This is a genomic window from Kitasatospora sp. MAP5-34 (assembly GCF_029894335.1).
Lineage (GTDB): Bacteria > Actinomycetota > Actinomycetes > Streptomycetales > Streptomycetaceae > Kitasatospora.
In genome coordinates, this window is record NZ_JARXZC010000067.1 from 1 (window position 1) to 16,323 (window position 16,323).

The 16,323-nt window shown below is 69.4% G+C and carries 11 protein-coding genes; 4 read left to right on the top strand and 7 right to left on the bottom strand.

The window, feature by feature from the left end:
* Window positions 1-469: 469 nt before the first annotated feature.
* On the top strand, window positions 470-3,178 hold the full coding sequence (locus tag P3T29_RS31495) for a SpoIIE family protein phosphatase/ATP-binding protein (protein WP_280720097.1): 2,709 nt from the start codon (window positions 470-472) through the stop codon (window positions 3,176-3,178).
* Between the two features lie 82 nt (window positions 3,179-3,260).
* Here P3T29_RS31495 and P3T29_RS31500 read toward each other — a convergent pair whose 3' ends face one another.
* The 4 genes from P3T29_RS31500 to P3T29_RS31515 are packed head-to-tail and all read right to left on the bottom strand — an operon-like array spanning window position 3,261 to window position 8,778.
* Window positions 3,261-3,734, bottom strand: coding sequence for a hypothetical protein (locus tag P3T29_RS31500; RefSeq protein ID WP_280720098.1), 474 nt, complete (start codon window positions 3,732-3,734; stop codon window positions 3,261-3,263).
* 23 nt (window positions 3,735-3,757) lie between these two features.
* Window positions 3,758-4,231, bottom strand: coding sequence for a hypothetical protein (locus P3T29_RS31505; protein ID WP_280720099.1), 474 nt, complete (start codon window positions 4,229-4,231; stop codon window positions 3,758-3,760).
* 15 nt (window positions 4,232-4,246) lie between these two features.
* Window positions 4,247-8,077 carry a DUF6531 domain-containing protein gene (locus P3T29_RS31510; protein WP_280720100.1) on the bottom strand — a complete coding sequence of 1,277 codons (3,831 nt, stop codon included), beginning with the start codon at window positions 8,075-8,077 and terminating at the stop codon, window positions 4,247-4,249.
* Window positions 8,074-8,778, bottom strand: a complete 705-nt coding sequence (locus tag P3T29_RS31515) for a hypothetical protein (protein WP_280720101.1) — start codon at window positions 8,776-8,778, stop codon at window positions 8,074-8,076. The genes P3T29_RS31510 and P3T29_RS31515 overlap by 4 nt, the downstream gene beginning before the upstream one ends.
* A 186-nt stretch (window positions 8,779-8,964) precedes the next feature.
* Between P3T29_RS31515 and P3T29_RS31520 the strand changes: the two genes are divergently transcribed.
* Window positions 8,965-9,750 carry a class I SAM-dependent methyltransferase gene (locus tag P3T29_RS31520; RefSeq protein WP_280720102.1) on the top strand — a complete coding sequence of 262 codons (786 nt, stop codon included), beginning with the start codon at window positions 8,965-8,967 and terminating at the stop codon, window positions 9,748-9,750.
* 413 nt (window positions 9,751-10,163) lie between these two features.
* Here the strand turns inward: P3T29_RS31520 and P3T29_RS31525 are convergent, their stop codons facing one another.
* Together P3T29_RS31525 and P3T29_RS31530 are read right to left on the bottom strand one after the other, a co-directional pair.
* The gene (locus P3T29_RS31525) at window positions 10,164-11,522 is read right to left on the bottom strand and encodes a GH1 family beta-glucosidase (RefSeq protein WP_280720103.1); all 1,359 of its coding nucleotides are present in this window, start codon (window positions 11,520-11,522) and stop codon (window positions 10,164-10,166) included.
* Window positions 11,523-11,671: 149 nt separating this feature from the next.
* The gene (locus P3T29_RS31530; protein WP_280720104.1) at window positions 11,672-13,507 is read right to left on the bottom strand and encodes a glycoside hydrolase family 15 protein; all 1,836 of its coding nucleotides are present in this window, start codon (window positions 13,505-13,507) and stop codon (window positions 11,672-11,674) included.
* Window positions 13,508-13,694: 187 nt separating this feature from the next.
* Between P3T29_RS31530 and P3T29_RS31535 the strand changes: the two genes are divergently transcribed.
* Window positions 13,695-14,237: a GNAT family protein gene (locus P3T29_RS31535; RefSeq protein ID WP_280720105.1), complete on the top strand. Its 543-nt coding sequence runs from the start codon at window positions 13,695-13,697 to the stop codon at window positions 14,235-14,237.
* Window positions 14,238-14,469: 232 nt separating this feature from the next.
* Entirely contained in the window at window positions 14,470-15,267 is a 798-nt protein-coding gene (locus P3T29_RS31540; protein WP_280720106.1) for a hypothetical protein, read from the top strand.
* Between the two features lie 108 nt (window positions 15,268-15,375).
* Here the strand turns inward: P3T29_RS31540 and P3T29_RS31545 are convergent, their stop codons facing one another.
* Entirely contained in the window at window positions 15,376-16,095 is a 720-nt protein-coding gene (locus P3T29_RS31545; RefSeq protein ID WP_280720107.1) for an IclR family transcriptional regulator, read from the bottom strand.
* Window positions 16,096-16,323 lie beyond the last annotated feature (228 nt).

Genomic DNA, 16,323 nt, shown 5'->3' on the forward strand with positions numbered 1-16,323 from the left:
CTCCCCGATGGAGTTCGAACAGCAGCACCACGCAGCAGCTAAACTCTCACTCGCAGCATGAACCCCTGTGTCCACAATCCGGGGGTCACCTCATAGGACCCCTGCCCCCTGCGGAGCGGATCTGTGTCGAGCATGCCATCGCCGAGACGAAGACCTGGAGGGTCCTCAAGCACTACCGCGGCAAACGGGAACGCCTGGCCTACCCAGGCGTCCTGTGCGCCGATGGAGCAGCTGTCAACGGCCGCTGCCGCTATCGCCACGCTGCGACAAGGCCCCCATCCCTGCGGAGGGGACGCACCAACGAGTACCAGAGAGCGGCACAGAGCCACAGCACAGCACCTGCAGCTCCATCTTGTAACCCCGCACCACCAGGACATCCGCCGCTGCGGTCTCCACTTCGCCGCCCTTTCCATCCGAGCAGTGAGACGACCCGACGGAAAAAGGCCCGCGTGGTGTTAGAAATGAGAACATGGTCGAACAAGCCGACCGATCACGGATCGTATTCAGAAAGTCACTGATCACGAGAAATCGCCGGAGCGTTGCCACACAGGTCTTCGTACTGGAACTCGTGGTCGTGGTACTGCTCGTGCTCGGGGCGATCCTCGCGCAGGTCCTCGAGTCTCGGCGGAGCAGCGATTCCGAGGCGAAGAACCGGTCCGTGGCCGTCGCGGAAACCTTCGCGCATTCCCCGGGCCTGCTCGCCGCACTGAAGTCGCCCAATCCGACGGCAATTCTCCAGCCGATCACGGAGGCGACGCGCACACAGGCGGGCGTCGACTTCATCGTCGTCATGAACGACCAGGGCATCCGGTACACGCACCCGCTGCCGGACCGGATCGGCAAGCAGTTCGTCGGCACCATCGGCCCCTCCCTGGCCGGCCACATCTACACCGAGAGCGTGCACGGTCCGCTCGGCCACGAGGTCCAGGCGGTCGTGCCGGTCACCGCTCCGGACGGATCGGTCGCGGGCCTGGTGTCGGCCGGCCTCAAGGTCAAGAACGTCACCGCCGCCGACAACCGGCAGCTGCCGCTCATCCTCGGCACCGGCGCCGCCGCCGTCGTGGTGGCCACGACCGGCACCGCTCTGATCGCCCGCCGGGTGAAGCGCCAGACGCACGGTATGGATCCGGGCGAGCTGGCCCGCGTCTACGAGCACCACAACGCCGTCCTGCACGCGGTGCGCGAAGGCGTGGTCATCGTCGGGCAGGACGGGCGGCTGCTCCTGGTGAACGATGAGGCGCGCGAGCTGCTGGGCCTGCCGGCCGAGGCCGAGGGGCGACACCTGGGCGACCTCGAGGAACTCGACCCCGACACGGCAGAGCTGCTGCTGTCGGGCAGGGTGGTCACGGACGAGCTGCACCGAGTCGGCGGCCGGCTCATCGCGGTGAACCAGCGGCCGACCGCTCCCCACAGCCGCGCCATGGGCACGGTCGCGACGATCCGCGACTCGACGGAGCTTCTCGCGCTGTCCGGCAAGGCCGAGGTGGCCGGCCGCAGGCTGGCCCTGCTCTACGAGGCCGGCGTCGGCATCGGCACGACCCTCGACGTCAAGCGCACCGCCCAGGAGTTGGCGTCTGTCGCGGTGCCCGGCTTCGCGGACTTCGTCACCGTGGACCTCGCCGACCCCGTCCTGCAGGGCGACGAGCCCACCGGCGCCGCCATCAACCTGCGCCGCACCGCGGTCCATGGCATCCGCGACGACCATCCGTTCTACCCGTGCGGCAGGCTGATCGCCTTCATCCCGTCCACTCCCCAGGCCCGCGGCTTCGACAGCGGCCGGTCGCAGGTCGTCCCCGACCTGTCCGTCGCGCACGGCTGGCAGGCCCAGGACCCGGAATGGACGGGGCACATCCTCGACTACGGCGTCCACACGCTCATCACCACCCCCCTGAAGGCCCGTGGCATCATCCTCGGCGTCGTCAACTTCTGGCGGTCGCAGAAGCCCGAGCCGTTCGACGACGAGGACCGCTCGCTGGCCGAGGAACTGGTCGCTCGGGCCGCCGTCTGCATCGACAACGCCCGCCGGTACACTCGCGAGCACGCCATGGCCGTGACCCTGCAGCGCAGCCTGCTGCCGCGTGCCCTGCCGGACCACAGCGCGCTCGAGGTCGCACACCGCTACCTGCCCGCGCAGTCCGGAGTCAGCGGCGACTGGTTCGACGTGATCCCGCTGCCCGGCAGCCGGGTCGCCCTGGTGGTGGGCGACGTGGTCGGCCACGGGCTCCACGCCGCCGCCACCATGGGCCGGCTGCGCACCGCCGTGCACAACTTCTCCGCCCTCGACGTCGCGCCGAACGAGCTGCTCGGCTACCTCGACGAGCTGGTGAACCGTATCGACCAGGAGGAGACCGACAGCGGCGCCGGGACGGGCGTCACCGGAGCCACCTGCCTGTACGCGATCTACGACCCGATCTCCCGGCTCTGCACGATCGCGACCGCCGGCCACCCGCCGCCCGCACTGGTCGGGCCCGACGGCAGCGTCGAGTTCCCCGAACTGCCGACCGGACCGCCGCTGGGAGCGGGCGGGATGCCGTACGAGACGGCCCAGGTGCAACTGGCCGAGGGCACCCAGATCGTGCTCTACACCGACGGGCTGATCGAGGAGCGCACCCGGGACTTCGACGTCGGCATGGAGCTGCTGCGCGCGGTGCTCTCGCAGCTCCAGCGGCAGCCCGAGGAGAACTGCCAGGCCGTGCTCGACGCCCTGCTGCCGGCCCATCCGCAGGACGACGTGGCGCTGCTGATCGCGAAGACCAAGGTGCTCGGCCCGGAGCGGGTCGCCGAGCGCGACGTGCCGCCCGACCCGGCCGCCGTCGCCGACATCCGTGCGTGGAGCGCCGCAACGCTGGACGAGTGGGGTCTGAGCGAGCTGGCCTTCGCCACCGAACTGGCCCTCAGCGAGCTTGTCACCAACGCCATCCGCTACGGTTCGGAGCCGGTACGGGTACGGCTGCTGCGCGACCGCAGCCTGATCATCGAGGTGTCGGACGGCAGCAACACCTCGCCGCACCTGACGTACGCGGCGACCACGGACGAGGGCGGCCGCGGCCTGTTCCTGGTTGCCCAGCTCACCGAGCACTGGGGCACCCGGTACAGCGCCCACGGCAAGATCATCTGGGCGGAGCAGCCCTTCCCCGCGTCCGTCCGGACCCTGGCCGATCAGCGTCGGGAAGAGTAGGAGGCCGCCCCGCTGCCCCCGCGCCCGCGCGCCCCCACCAGAGCCGCACAGAAAGCAGCATCGCCATAGCCGACGAGCGCAACTACGCGTCCTCCGTCCAGCTACCGCAGATCGCCCGACGCCTGGACGACCTGCGCGTCAGCCGCTGGCATCGCCACGTCGTCGCGCTCATCGGGCTGGGATCCTTCTTCAACTTCTTCGAAGTCGCTCTCGGCACCCTGCTCATCCCCTGCTGCCGACCGCCTGGACCGTCACCACCACCGACAAGTCCCTGGTCATCGGCGCCCACTTCGCGGGAGAGATGCTCGATGTCTTCGCCCTGGCGAAGGCCTGCGACCGGTTCGGCCGCCGGCGCATGTTCCAGATCAACCTCATCACCTACACGGCCCTCGCCATAGCCTGCGCCACCGCCCAGTCCGGCGGCGCCCTGATCGCCATGCGTTTCCTGGTCGGCATCGGCCTGGGCGCCGAACTCATCCTGTTGAAGAAACTGTCGCCCCAGGCGTCGGCCGCGCCGCTGCTTCCACAGAACAGCTCCGGTCGGCAGCACGACCACCGCTCGCCCAGCGAGGGCCCGAGCTACCTCCGGGCCCTGGTCAGGTGGTCGCGCAAGGTTTCCAGGCTGTCCACAAGTGACAGCCAGCGGCCTTCTACGAAGTTGCGGACCGAGAGGACGGCGAACTGCCGTTTGAACCATGGCGGGAGGCCTCGGAACGGCACGAAGGTCAGGACATCCTTGATCGCCGTGTCGGCGATCCCACCGAGCCCCTCCCTGCGTAGCAGCTGGTAGATCGCGGGGGTGAGCCTTCGGGACAGGCGTGCGAGGTCACCCGCGGCGACGTGCCCGAGCCTACGGACCTCGAGCTGCTCAGTACGCAGGGCTCGTTCGACCCGGGCCGCCACGGCGTCGAAGGCATCGCAGTTCAGCACCAGTCGGACGACCGCTGTGCCGACTTCCGGGTCGTTCCGCTCGAACGCGGCGTCCACTGCCGCCAGTTCGTCGGCGCCGCTTTGAGCGTCGTCCCCTCCAACCCCCTCGGACTTCTGCGACATCTCGGACCCGATCTCCTACTCCTCGCAGGGCGGCGGCAGTACCCGCTGCTTCTTGATGTTGTCGATCATCCCGGCTCGCTTGAGCTGGGTCAGGTCGCCCTGCGTCACACTGGGCGACGGATACTTCGACTGAACATGGCCATGGTAGATCTCCTCGATCACATTCCCGTCCTTGTCCGCGACGGCCCGGTGCCGGTCGAGTACGACGATCTCGTTGTTGCCGTGGTCGACGCCCAGACGGCGCGTCACATTCGGGTTGCTCGGATCCAGGTCGATGGATCGGTCGAGGGCCGCCTGGCCGTTCTTCGGCGCACGGCTGACCTCGCCCTTGCCGGACGAGTTGGAGCCGGTGCCGTGCTTGTTGTACTCCGAGTCGTCGTAGGTCCGCTTGATCTTCTTGCCCTTGAGACCGAGCGGGTCGATCCACCAGAGCGGGTTGTCGACGTAGCCGTGGTGGTTGGGCGCAGCGCGGAGGCCGAGCGGATCAGGTGAGACATACCTCGCGGTGTCCGCGTCGTAGTACCGGGCCAGGTTGTAGTCGAGCCCGGTCTCCACGTCGTGGTACTGGCCGGGGAAGCGCAGCGGACAGGTCGGAGTCTGACTGTCGGCGGCCTCGATCGGGCGGCCCCAGAGGGTGCTGACGCCCCGCCAGGCTATCCGCCCGTCGAGGCCGACCAGCTCGGTCGGCGTGCCCGTGAGGTCGGTGACGATCGCGTGGAAGCGCCGATCGATCTCGGCCTGGTCTCCGTCTGTGCGCCAGGCGCGGTCGAGCTGGGCCGCAGCCCGGTAGGTGCCCGGATCCCAGTCCCAGGTGATCGACTTCCGGATTCCGGGGAGTACGGTGCGCTGCTCCGCCAGGGTGGTCTCGTCCCAGCTGAACAGCGTTCGCTCGGCGACGGCGCCGTCCTGGGTTAGCCGGATCTTGGCGGTCCGGCGGCCGAGAGCGTCGTACTGATAGCGCCAGACCGTCCCTTCCGGTGTCAGTGCCTCGACCAGGCGGTCCTCCGCGTCCCAGGAGTACCGGGACTCCTTCTCCTGACCGGAGATCGTGCGCCGGACTGATCGGACGACACGGCCCTGGCCGTCGTGCTCGTACCTGGTGCGGCCGGCCCTGCGGATCAGCGTCCCGGTGTGCTCGCGAGCGCCCTGGGCGTCGTCGTCCGCCGACGGGTAGGCGGCGTGCGCGAGGTTGCCGAGCATGTCGTAGGCGTACGTCTCCGTCCAGGTCGCGGCGTGGACGGCCGTCACCCGGCCGACCTGGTCGAGATCGAAACGGCGGGTGCCGGAGAGCTGGTCGGCGATCTCGGTGGGGTGGCCGTCCGCGCGGTAGGTGTAACTGCGTGACTGGAGCCGGCGGTAGCCGGTGCCGGGCTCGGCGGCGTCCTTGGCCCAGATTGCCTGGCCGACGAGGCGGTGTGCGCTGTTCCAGCTCTGGGTCAGGACCGCGCCCTCGCCGAAGGTCCGGGTGGTCTCCCGGCCTGCCAGGTCGTACTGGAAGGACAGGCCACCGCCGATGGTGGCCAGGGTGGCGGGCAGGCCGTTCGGGTCGTACGTCCACACCGACACCGCGCCGGTCGGTGTGACCCGGCGGACCCGCTGGCCGAGCAGGTCGTACTCGCTGGTCAGCTGCTGTCCGTCCACCGATTCGCCGGTGACCCGCCCGACTGCGTCCCGGGTGTACTCCAGGACGCAGCCCGGCGCTGCCGCCCGGAGCAGTCGCCCGGCGGCGTCGAAGGCGAACGTGGTGGTGGCCCCGTCGCCGGTGCTGTTGGCCGTGACCCTACCTAGAGCGTCCCGGATGAGGGAGACAGTCTGGCCCGCTCCGTTGCTCCGCTCGATCAATCGCCCCGCGGCGTCGCTGCGATAGCGCAGGGTCCGCCCGTTGAAGTCCGTCTCGCCGATCAGGCAACCCGTCTCGTCGAGTTCGTATCTCCAGGTCAGCCCGTTCGGGTTGGTGACCTCCACAAGGCGCAACTCACTGTCGTGGGTGAAGGCGTAGCGGCTGCCGTCCGGGTCGATCCGCAGGCTGGGCAGGTCGAACGGGCCGTACTCGAACGCCGTGGTCTGGCCGGCTGGATTGCGGTGTGTCCTCAGGTTGCCCTCGAGGTCGTAGTCCCACTCCTCGCGGGCACCGTCAGCCGTCACCCGCCAGGCCGGGCTGCCCTCGATCGTCCAGCCCTGTCGGACGGTGCCGCCGACCGGATCGACAACGGCCACCACTCGGCCGAAGGCGTCGCGTCGGACCCGGACGGTGTTGCCCAGCGCGGCGGTCGCCTCGATCTCCAGCCCTGCGCCATCGGTCTGACAGCTGATCGTGTGCCCGAGTGCATCCGTTCGCGAGGTGCGATGCCCGCGCTGGTCGTAGCTGTAGCGGGTCACCGCGCCGAGCGGGTCGGTGGTGGTGATGAGATTGCCGCGCTCGTCATATGCGTAGCGCCAGACGGCGCCGTCGGCGGCGATCACCCGTACGGGCAGGCGCAGTCCGTTGTAGTACACGGACATCGTCGTGCCATCGGCCCGGTCGATCCGGACGATGTCGCCTTGATCGTCCAGGGTGTAGCGGGTGGTGTGGCCCAACTCGTCCGTGCGGGACAGCAGGTTGCCATGGCGGTCGTGTTCGGTATGGACCGTGTGACCGGCCGGATCCACGGTCCTGGTGATGTGGCCGTGCTGGTCGTAGTGGTGCTGCGTGCGGTGGCCGAGGCTGTTGATGACAGTGGTTACCCGGTTGTCGTCGTCGTACTCGAAGGCTGCCTCCAGCACGCCGTTCGAGCCGTGCCCGCGGCTCACCCGGCCATCGGGGCCGTACTCGTACTGGTACCAGTAGTCGTTGCGGTCGGTCCACGAGGTGAGCCGGTCGGCGGCGTCATGGCCGTAGACCAGCGGAGTGCCGGTGGAGTTGGTGATCTCCGCCAGCCGGCCTCGGGCGTCGTAGCCATAGCCTAGGACGGTCGTCCCGAGACTCTGGTTGGTGCCGTCGAGCAGCCGTAGGGCCTCGACACGGGGACCGGCCGCCGTGTGGATGATGTCGACCGCAACGCGGTAGCCGCCGGTGTGGCGGATCTCGGTCGGCAGCCCGACGTCGTCGTGCAGGTACTCGATCCGGTGGCCGTTGCGGTCGGTCAGCAGGCAGATCGGCCGGGCCGCCCCCGCCACGGCTGTGGCGTCGAAATGGCGGATCCAGCCGGTCTCAGTGTCCTCGATCCGGATGGTGTCGGTGTCCTGGTCCCAGGTCAGCGGCCAGCGCGCGCCGTCGGTGGGCAGCACCGGCAGGCCTGGCTGGCCTGGGCGCGGGTAGTGCAGGATCTGTGCGTCGTCCCCGGCGTAGTGGATGCCCTGATCGTCGATCTGCACGCGCTGGTCCAGCGTCGATGACCAGCCGGGCCCGAACCACTGCCCGCCCTGATACGCGGAGGCGTAGGAACGCTGGACCACGAGGGGCAGCAAACCCGGAAGCTCGAGATCGACCGCCGAGGTGATCATCTGGCCGGAGACCACATCCACCGGGTCACCGGCCTTCGTGCACTTCCGGTTGCCCTCCGAGAACTGCCCCGGCTTGCTGGGGCCGCCCAGTGACTGGTCCCCCTTGCCGGACCGACCACCGGACCGGCTGCCGACGCCGACAGCGCGTGGGTCGTGAGGCAGATCCTTCTCGCCACCCTCGATGATCTTCTTGAACTCGGCAGCGTGCTTGGCGTCAGCCTCGGCAGTGTTCTCGGCAACCTTCTTCAGGTTGTTCCCCGCCGAGTGATAGAAGTCCTTCACCGCCGCGCCGGCGTCCTGGACCAGCGTCTTCTCCAGCTTCTGCGCTCCGTGTTCCAGAGCCCTGACGATCTGGTTGCTCACTCGAAGCTCACCCCCGCAATCTTCGACTGGAACGCCTGTACATGGGCGGCCACCGTGTCGGCGTGATCGTGCATGGTCTGCGCGTGCGCCGTCAGCGCCTCCGGGTGGATCCGGAATCCGGAACCCGATGTTCCGCCGCCACTGCCGACCACCCCGAGCGCCGATTCAGCGGCCTGGAAGACCAACCCGCTGACCGCCCGGCCGACGACTTCGACCAGCGGGTCGATCGCCACCTCGATCACCTGGCCGATGATGTACTGCTCCAGCTGCTGCTCAAGGAAGTTGACGAGCTTCTTCGCCGCCTCCTCGATCAACACCACAGCGGCCTCCGCCGCGCCGAAGGTCGCTACCGCCGCCGCCTGGTCCGCCACGAAGGCCGCAGCCATCACCACCAGTTCACCGATCGCCTCGACCTTCATCGCAACGATCACATCAGCGGCGACGTCCATAGCCGTGGCGACCGCATGACAGGCGTCGACCAGCTCGTTCATGTGGCTGTTCGACAGCTGACCCCACTTGGCGATCAAAGCCTCGTACGACGCCCCCTGGTACGCCTCGCCGAGCCCGTGCACCGTCGCTGTGGAGTCCTGGTGCGCGTTCGCCAGGCTGTCCGCGAACTCCCGCACATGCGAGCCGAACTCACGGACCTTGTCCTCGTTGACACTTGGCCAGTTGATGCCGATGAACTGAAGAAATGACACCACTTCACCGGGCAACTCGATCGCCACAAGCCCCCCTCGAGCACAGCGCCTATCAGATCATCAGCAGCTGATCCTACCTAGCTGGCAAGAGCCCTGCCCAGCAACGTCGACCCCGAAGCCCAGATCCGGGCGCGAACAGGCTGGACCTTCCCCTACCTCGTCGACGTCGACCAGTCCGTCGGCCGGGTGTACCACGCTCAGGATGAACGGCTACTTCACGCCTCGTCGTTCGGCGCAGCGGCGGTCGCATACGCCGAGCACCGTCCGGACTACGCGCAGGCTGCGGTGCGCTGGACGCTTGAACCCGCGCCCGGCCCGCGCGTGCTCGACCTCGGGGCCGGAACGGGCAAGCTGACCGCCGTGCTGGTCGCGCTGGGTGCCGAAGTCATTGCGGTGGAGCCCGACCCGGCGATGCTGACCGAGCTGCGCCGCTCACTGCCAGCTGTCCGTGCCCTGTCGGGTAGTGCCGAGGCGATTCCGCTGCCGGACGCTTCCGTCGATGCCGTGCTGGCCGGCAACGCCATGCACTGGTTCGACATGGCCGTCGCGGGACCCGAGATCGCCAGGGTCCTCGCACCCGGCGGCGTCCTGGCCGGTCTGTGGAACGTCATGGACGACCGGGTCGAGTGGGTTGCCGGGCTCGCGCGGGTCAGCGGGAGCGCGGCCATCGGCCCGCGCGACACGCCCACCAGCTGGCGAGCCGAGACGGCCGACATACACCTTCCAAAGACTGGCGTGGCCGCGCGGTTCGGATCGCCAGAGCAGACCGAGTTCCCACACGGGCAGCGCCGCACCGCCGACTCGCTCGTCGCAACCATCGCGACGCGTGCGGGGATGCTCGTCATGCCAGATCAGGAACAAGAGGCCACGCTCGGCCAGATCCGTGCATTCCTCGCGAGTAGACCGGAGACCGCCCGCGGCGAGTTCACGCTACCGATGCTGACCGGCGTGTTGCGCGTCCGGCGACTGTGAAGCATCACGTCGACGCTCGAGTCTTATGCACGACCGCGAGCGCGCGGGGACCGCCCACGGCGAGCGTGTCGATGGGGCGGGAAACGGTCGGGTCAGACGCGACCAGCCCGAACACGCCTGGCTGGGCCTGCAGTTGTCTCCGGCTGACGCGGGAGACAATGCCTCGACAAATCCTCGTGCCCGCCGACCAGAGGCACTCTTTCGCCGAGCTAGCCGCCTGCCGGACAGCCAACTTCATGAAAGCGCGAGGCCAGGCCCTCCCCCGATACCGAATTGCTGGCGAAGACCGCTGGCCCTGTCGAACACCCTGTCATTAGGCCCTTGGGTGCCGTGCGGGCTATGGACTTGGCTCCCAGAACCCCGACGAACCTGCGTCGAGCCTGACGGGCCCTAAGTTCAAAACCAGGGCCCGACTACCGTCCATAGCGTTGCCGATGAGCGGTGATCAGGTCGCGGTACCACGCGTACGACGCCTTCGGCGTCCGCCGCTGCGTCTCGAAGTCGACGTGGACCAACCCGAAGCGCTGGTGGTAGCCCTCAGCCCATTCGTAGTTGTCGAGCAGAGACCAGGTGAAGTATCCACGGACGTCCACGCCTTCGGCGACCGCTGCGGCGAGGGCGTCGAGGTGGCCGGCCAGGTAGTCGATGCGCGGCTGGTCGAGGACGTTGCCGTCGGGGCCGGGCTCGTCGGCGACGGAGCAGCCGTTCTCGGTGATGGTGATCGGCGGGAGGGCGGCGCCGTACCGGTCCCGGAGGCTGACGAGGAGTTCGCGCAGGCTGTCGGGGACGACCGGCCAGCCGAAGGCGGTTCGCGGTACGCCCTCGATCTCGGCTTCGGCGAACGGGAGACCGTCGGGCTCGGTCGGGGCGCCGATCCGGGTCGGGTTGTAGAAGTTGAGGCCCAGCCCGTCCAGTCCGGGGCCGGCGATGAGCTCCAGGTCCCCGGGCTGCACGCTCCCGCCGAGGTCCTCGGTGACGCCGAAGGCCGACAGGTCGGGGTAGCGCCCGAGGAGCAGCGGGTCGGTGAACAGCCGGTTGTGCAGCGCGTCGTACGCGGCGGCGGCCGCCACATCCGCCTCCGCGCCGCTCGCGGGCCATACCGGGGTGAGGTTGTTGGCGATCATCACCTCACCGCCGCGCTCGCGCAGCACCGCCGCCGCCAACCCGTGCCCGAGCAGTTGGTGGTGGGCGACCGGCAGGGCGTCGAGCAGCAACGTGCGCCCCGGGGCGTGGGTGCCGAGCGCGTAGCCGAACACCATGTGCACGAAGGGCTCGTTGAGCGTGATCCAGGCCGGGACCCGGTCGCCGAGCCGGTCCGCGACGATCTCGGCGTACTCGGCGAAGCGGTACGCGGTGTCCCGGGTCAGCCAGCCACCGCCGTCCTCCAAGGCCTGCGGCAGGTCCCAGTGGAACAGCGTCGGCAGCGGGGTGATCCCGGCCGCGAGCAGGGCGTCCACCAGCCGGTCGTAGAAGGCGAGCCCGGCCGGATTGGCCGGACCACTGCCGGTGGGCTGGATCCTGGGCCAGGCGATCGAGAAGCGGTAACCGTCCAGCCCCAGCCCCCGCATCAACGCGACGTCCTCGGCGTATCGGTGGTAGTGGTCGCAGGCCACTCGCCCGGTTGACCCGTCCCGCACGGCGCCGGGCCGGGCGGCGAACACGTCCCACACCGAGGGCCCGCGCCCGTCCTCGTCCACCGCCCCCTCGATCTGGTAGGCGGCGGTCGCAGCGCCCCAGCGGAAGCCTGCGGGCAGATCGAGACGGTTCGGCATGTCCTGGTCACCTTTCCAAAACACGAGGAGTCCTCATGTTAGTGGAATGCTACTCAAACACCAGAGACCGCACGGTGATTCAGGGATCGGATGCGGCCGTCGACCCGCAGCAACACCTCGGGCACCACCAACCAGGCTGCGACGTCGCGTCAGCCCAACGCGCGGTCGAGGTTGAAGGCGGCGCTGATCAGCGAGAGGTGGGTGAAGGCCTGGGGGAAGTTGCCGAGCTGTTCACCCGTCGGGCCGATCTCCTCGGCGAACAGACCGAGGTGGTTGCCGTAGGTGAGCATTTTCTCGAAAGCGAGCCGGGCCTCCTCCAGCCGGCCTGCGCGGGCCAGCGCCTCCACGTACCAGAACGAGCAGATCGAGAAGGTGCCCTCGGGGCCGTGCAGGCCGTCGGGGCTGGCTGTCGGGTCGTAGCGGTAGACCAGTGAGTCGGAGACCAGGTCCGTGCTGAGCGCGTCCAGGGTGGAGAGCCACTTGGGGTCGGTGGGCGAGATGAACTTGGCCATCGGCATCATCAGCAGCGAGGCGTCCAGGTCACCGTCGTCCAGAACCTGGACGAACGCGCCCCGCTGGACCGACCAGCCGCGCTGCATGATCTGCCGGTAGATCGCATCGCGGGACTCCCGCCAGCGGGGCAGGTCGGCCGGCAGGCCACGGCGGTTCGCCATCCGCATCGCGCGCTCCAGCGCCACCCAGCACATCAGCCGCGAGTACACGAAGTTCCTGCGGCCCGCGCGGGTCTCCCAGATTCCCTCGTCGGGCTGGTCCCAGTGCTCGCAGAGCCAGTCCGCGATCGCGCCGACCTCGTCCCAGCGGGCGCTGCTGATCGGCTGCCCCCACTTGTCGTACAGGTAGACGGAGTCGATCAGAGCTCCGTAGATGTCCAGCTGGAGCTGGCCGGTGGCGGCGTTGCCGACCCGGACCGGTGCGGAGCCGAGGTAGCCCTCCAGGTGCGGCAGCTCGTACTCGGGCAGCTCGCTGCGCCCGTCGATGCCGTACATGATCTGCAGCGGGCCGGTCGCACCGGTGCCGCGCATGATGCCGCGCTCGCCGAGGAAGCCCATGAACGCCTCGGCCTCCGAGGTGAACCCGAGGCGCAGCATGGCGTAGACGCAGAATGCGGCGTCGCGGACCCAGACGTACCGGTAGTCCCAGTTGCGCTCGCCGCCGATCTGCTCGGGCAGGCTGGTGGTCGGTGCGGCGACGATCGCACCGGTCGGCGCGTAGGTGAGCAGCTTCAGCACCAGCGCGGAGCGGTGCACCATCTCCCGCCACCGCCCGTGGTAGTGGCAACCGGCCAGCCAGCGGCGCCAGAACCGGACGGTCGCCTCGGCCTGCTCCTGCGCCTCGGCGCGCGGACACGCCCGGGCGGGGACGCCGTCACCGATCTGGTCGAGGGCGAACACGTGGGACTCGCCCTCGAGGAGTTTGAAGTGCGACCACACGTCCAGGCCGTCGCTCTCCAGGGGTGTGGTGGCGGTCAGCGCGAGCATCAGTGACGGGGAGCGGAACACCGCCTCGTGGCCTTCGAGGTGAACGGTGTGCGCCTCGGCGCCGTAGCCGAAGCGCGGGGCGATCCGCGCCCTGAACGGGAGCGCTCCTCGGACACAGACCACCCGCCGGATCAGCCGGTGCCGGGCCGCCTCGCGCGACTCGTCGACCACCGGCATGAAGTCCTGGATCTCCGCCACCCCGTCTGCGGCGAAGAACCGCGTGATCAGGACGTTCGTGTCGGGGAAGTAGAACTGCCGGGTGCGGGTCGGAACGTCGGCGGCCAACTCGAACGAGCCGCCCTTGTCGGCGTCGAGGATGGACCCGAAGACGCTGGGTGCGTCGAAGCGCGGGCAGCAGTACCAGTCGATGGTGCCGTTCGTGCCGACCAGCGCGGCCGTACGGAGATCGCCGATCAGGCCGTGCTCGGAGATCGGTACGTAGCGGCAGCCGTCCGCCTGCTCGAAGCCAGTCGTGCCGAACACCATATCGACCTCCTGCCGCTGCGGCGCGGGCCTGGAGAAGGAGAAGAAGCCTCGCCCTTCATGCTAGATCGCCACGCGGGGCCTGGGCCTGGCGGAGCCGGCCCAGGCCCCGCGTGGCGATCAGCTGGGTCGGCCGTTGACGTGTCTTATCCGTTTGCCGCCGGCCGGCCCGGTCGGATAGGAAGCTCGCATGCTTAGGGGCAGCAAGGTCGGGCTCAGGGCCCGGCACGAGGACGACATCCCGATCCTGCGGGCCGGACTCTACGACGACGTGGTCAACTCCGCGCGGGCCGAAGGCCGGCCGTGGCGGCCGATCACGCCTGGCTCGAACGACTCGCGGCTCGTGGTGGACGACAGGGAGCAGGGGCACGTCCCGTTCTCCGTGGTGGAGCTGGAAGGCGGCACGCTGGTCGGCACCTCGACGCTGTGGGGCATCGACAACCACAACCGGTCCGCGCACATCGGGCTGGGGCTGCTGCCGTCCTTCCGTGGCAAGGGCTACGGCACCGACGTGGTCGCGGTGCTCTGCCACTACGGTTTCGTCGTGCGCGGCCTGCAGCGGCTGCAGATCGAGACGCTGTCGGACAACGCCGCGATGCTTCGCTCCGCCGAGGCCAACGGCTTCGTCCGCGAGGGCGTGCTGCGCTCTTCGGCCTGGGTGATGGGCGAGTTCCTGGACCAGGTGCTGCTCGGGCTCCTCGTCCAGGACTGGCAGCCGGACTTGAAGGCATAGGGCCATATTGCTCAGCAGCGTCCGGATGAGATGGCGGCGAGGCGGAGGGCAGCCTGGTGGGCGATGGCGAGCCTGGCCGATCCGCCCGGTATTCGTGGCCCGCGAGCCTTGGCCGCCCGCCGGTGGACCCGCAGTAGCCTCAGGCAACCACCCCGGCGTCTTGGCTGGTCAGAGGCTCCCTTAGCTTTGGATCGCACAGTCTGTGAATTTAATGTTTCGGGGGATTCTGACCATGCGTAAGACGATCAGCCGTCGGCTCGCCGGCGCCGCTCTCGTGGTGGGCCTGCTCGGGGCCGGCGCGCCGGTGCTCGCCGCGCCCGCCTTCGCGGACACCGCGTCGACCACGACCACCGCCACCGACGGCCTGCCCTCGTTCAGCGACCTGCTGCGCGGCGTCGAGGTCAACTGGGCCGAGAGTCACTGGAACTGGACGGCGTGGAACGACAGCACGCCGGTCGCGTTCGGCGCCGACCAGGACAAGTACCAGTGCGCCGAGTACGTCGCCCGCGCGCTCGCGGCGGCCGGCCTGGTGCCCGGGCTCGGCCCGGACGACTCGCAGGACGCGTACTTCAACTACACCGCGCCGAACGGCAAGACCTACGACCTGCTGCTGATCAGCGATCTGCCGCAGTACCACAACCTGTACGACTACCTGATGGACAGCCACCTCGGCACGGACATCGGCGACCACCCCGAGCAGGCCCGTCCCGGCGATGTCGTCGTCACGTACGCCGGCCCGGGTGCCACCAAGAGCCACACCGGTCTGGTCGCGACCGCCGCCGACGGCACGAACGAGCCGACCGTCGACGCGCACAACCGGGCGCGCCTGAACTACGGCTACCACTTCTACGCGCCGTCGCACCTGATCCGGATCGAGCCGCTCGGCCTGCTGGACGGCTTCGCCCCGACCACGTCGCTCTTCAGCAGCAAGGCGGCCGTCGCGCCGCAGAGCGCGGCGCCGAAGGCTGCCACGCCGAAGCTGAACGCGCCGCTGCCCGGCCGTCAGGACCCGGCGGGCCCGCAGGTCTGACGGGTTTCTCGCACCAGCGCGGCCACGGTCCGGGGCAGCCCCGGGCCGTGGCCGCCGTCGGTCACGCCCAGGCGGGCAGCCCGGCGGGCAGCCGGTCATCGGGGCAGGTCATCGGGGCAAGCCGGCTTCGATGCGGGAGGCCGCTTCGATCAACTCCCCGGCGTACCGCCGGCCCGGTCGGCTGGAGAGCCTGGTGACCGGCCCGGAGAGGGCGACAGCCGCGAGAACGCGGCTGTCGGCGCCGCGTACCGGCGCGGACAGCGAGACGATGCCCGGACCGTCCTCGCCGAAGCTCTGGGCCCAGCCCTGGCGACGCACGCAGGAGAGCATGCCGGCACTGAACCTGGCCCCCTGCAGCCCTTCGTAGAGCCGGTCGGGCTCCTCCCAGGCGAGGAGCACCTGGGAGCTCGAACCGGTCCGCAGTGAGAACGCCGAGCCGACCGGCACCGCGTCGGCCGGTTCGGCCGGTGAGTCCACCGAGAGCACGCAGACCCGCTTGGTGCCACGGCGGAGGTAGAGCCGCGCGCTCAGCCCGGTCAGATCACGAAGCCGCGACAGCACCGGGTCGGCCGCCGGCACCAGGTGGTTCTGGCGGGCCTCGACGGAGAGGCGCGCAAGTCTCGGCCCCAGCGTGAACCGGCCTGCGGTGTCCCGGGCGAGCAGTCCCAAGCGTTCCATCGCGATCGCCAGCCGGTGCACGGTGGGTCGGGAGATACCGGTGATGGCTACGAGAGCCGACAGCGAAGCCGGCCCCGCCTCGACCGCTCCCAACAGGAGTGAGGTCTTGTCCAGCACCCCGACCCCGGACGACCTGTCTGTTCCGTTCATGTGAACCGTTCATTCGTCATCGACTGCCTGCTCCCCTTCCCACTTCTTTCCACTTCGGTGCGGCGGATGCGTCATGCGGCGGTGGACGCGCCCGCGTCGAGGCCCGCTGCGGTGGCGGCCGTGCGCAGGAGTCCGGCGACGATGCCGATGCCGTCGTGGGTGAGGACCGACTCGGGGTGGAGCTGGAGTCCGGCGAAGCCGGGGCCGCGCAGGGCGTGGATGTCGCCG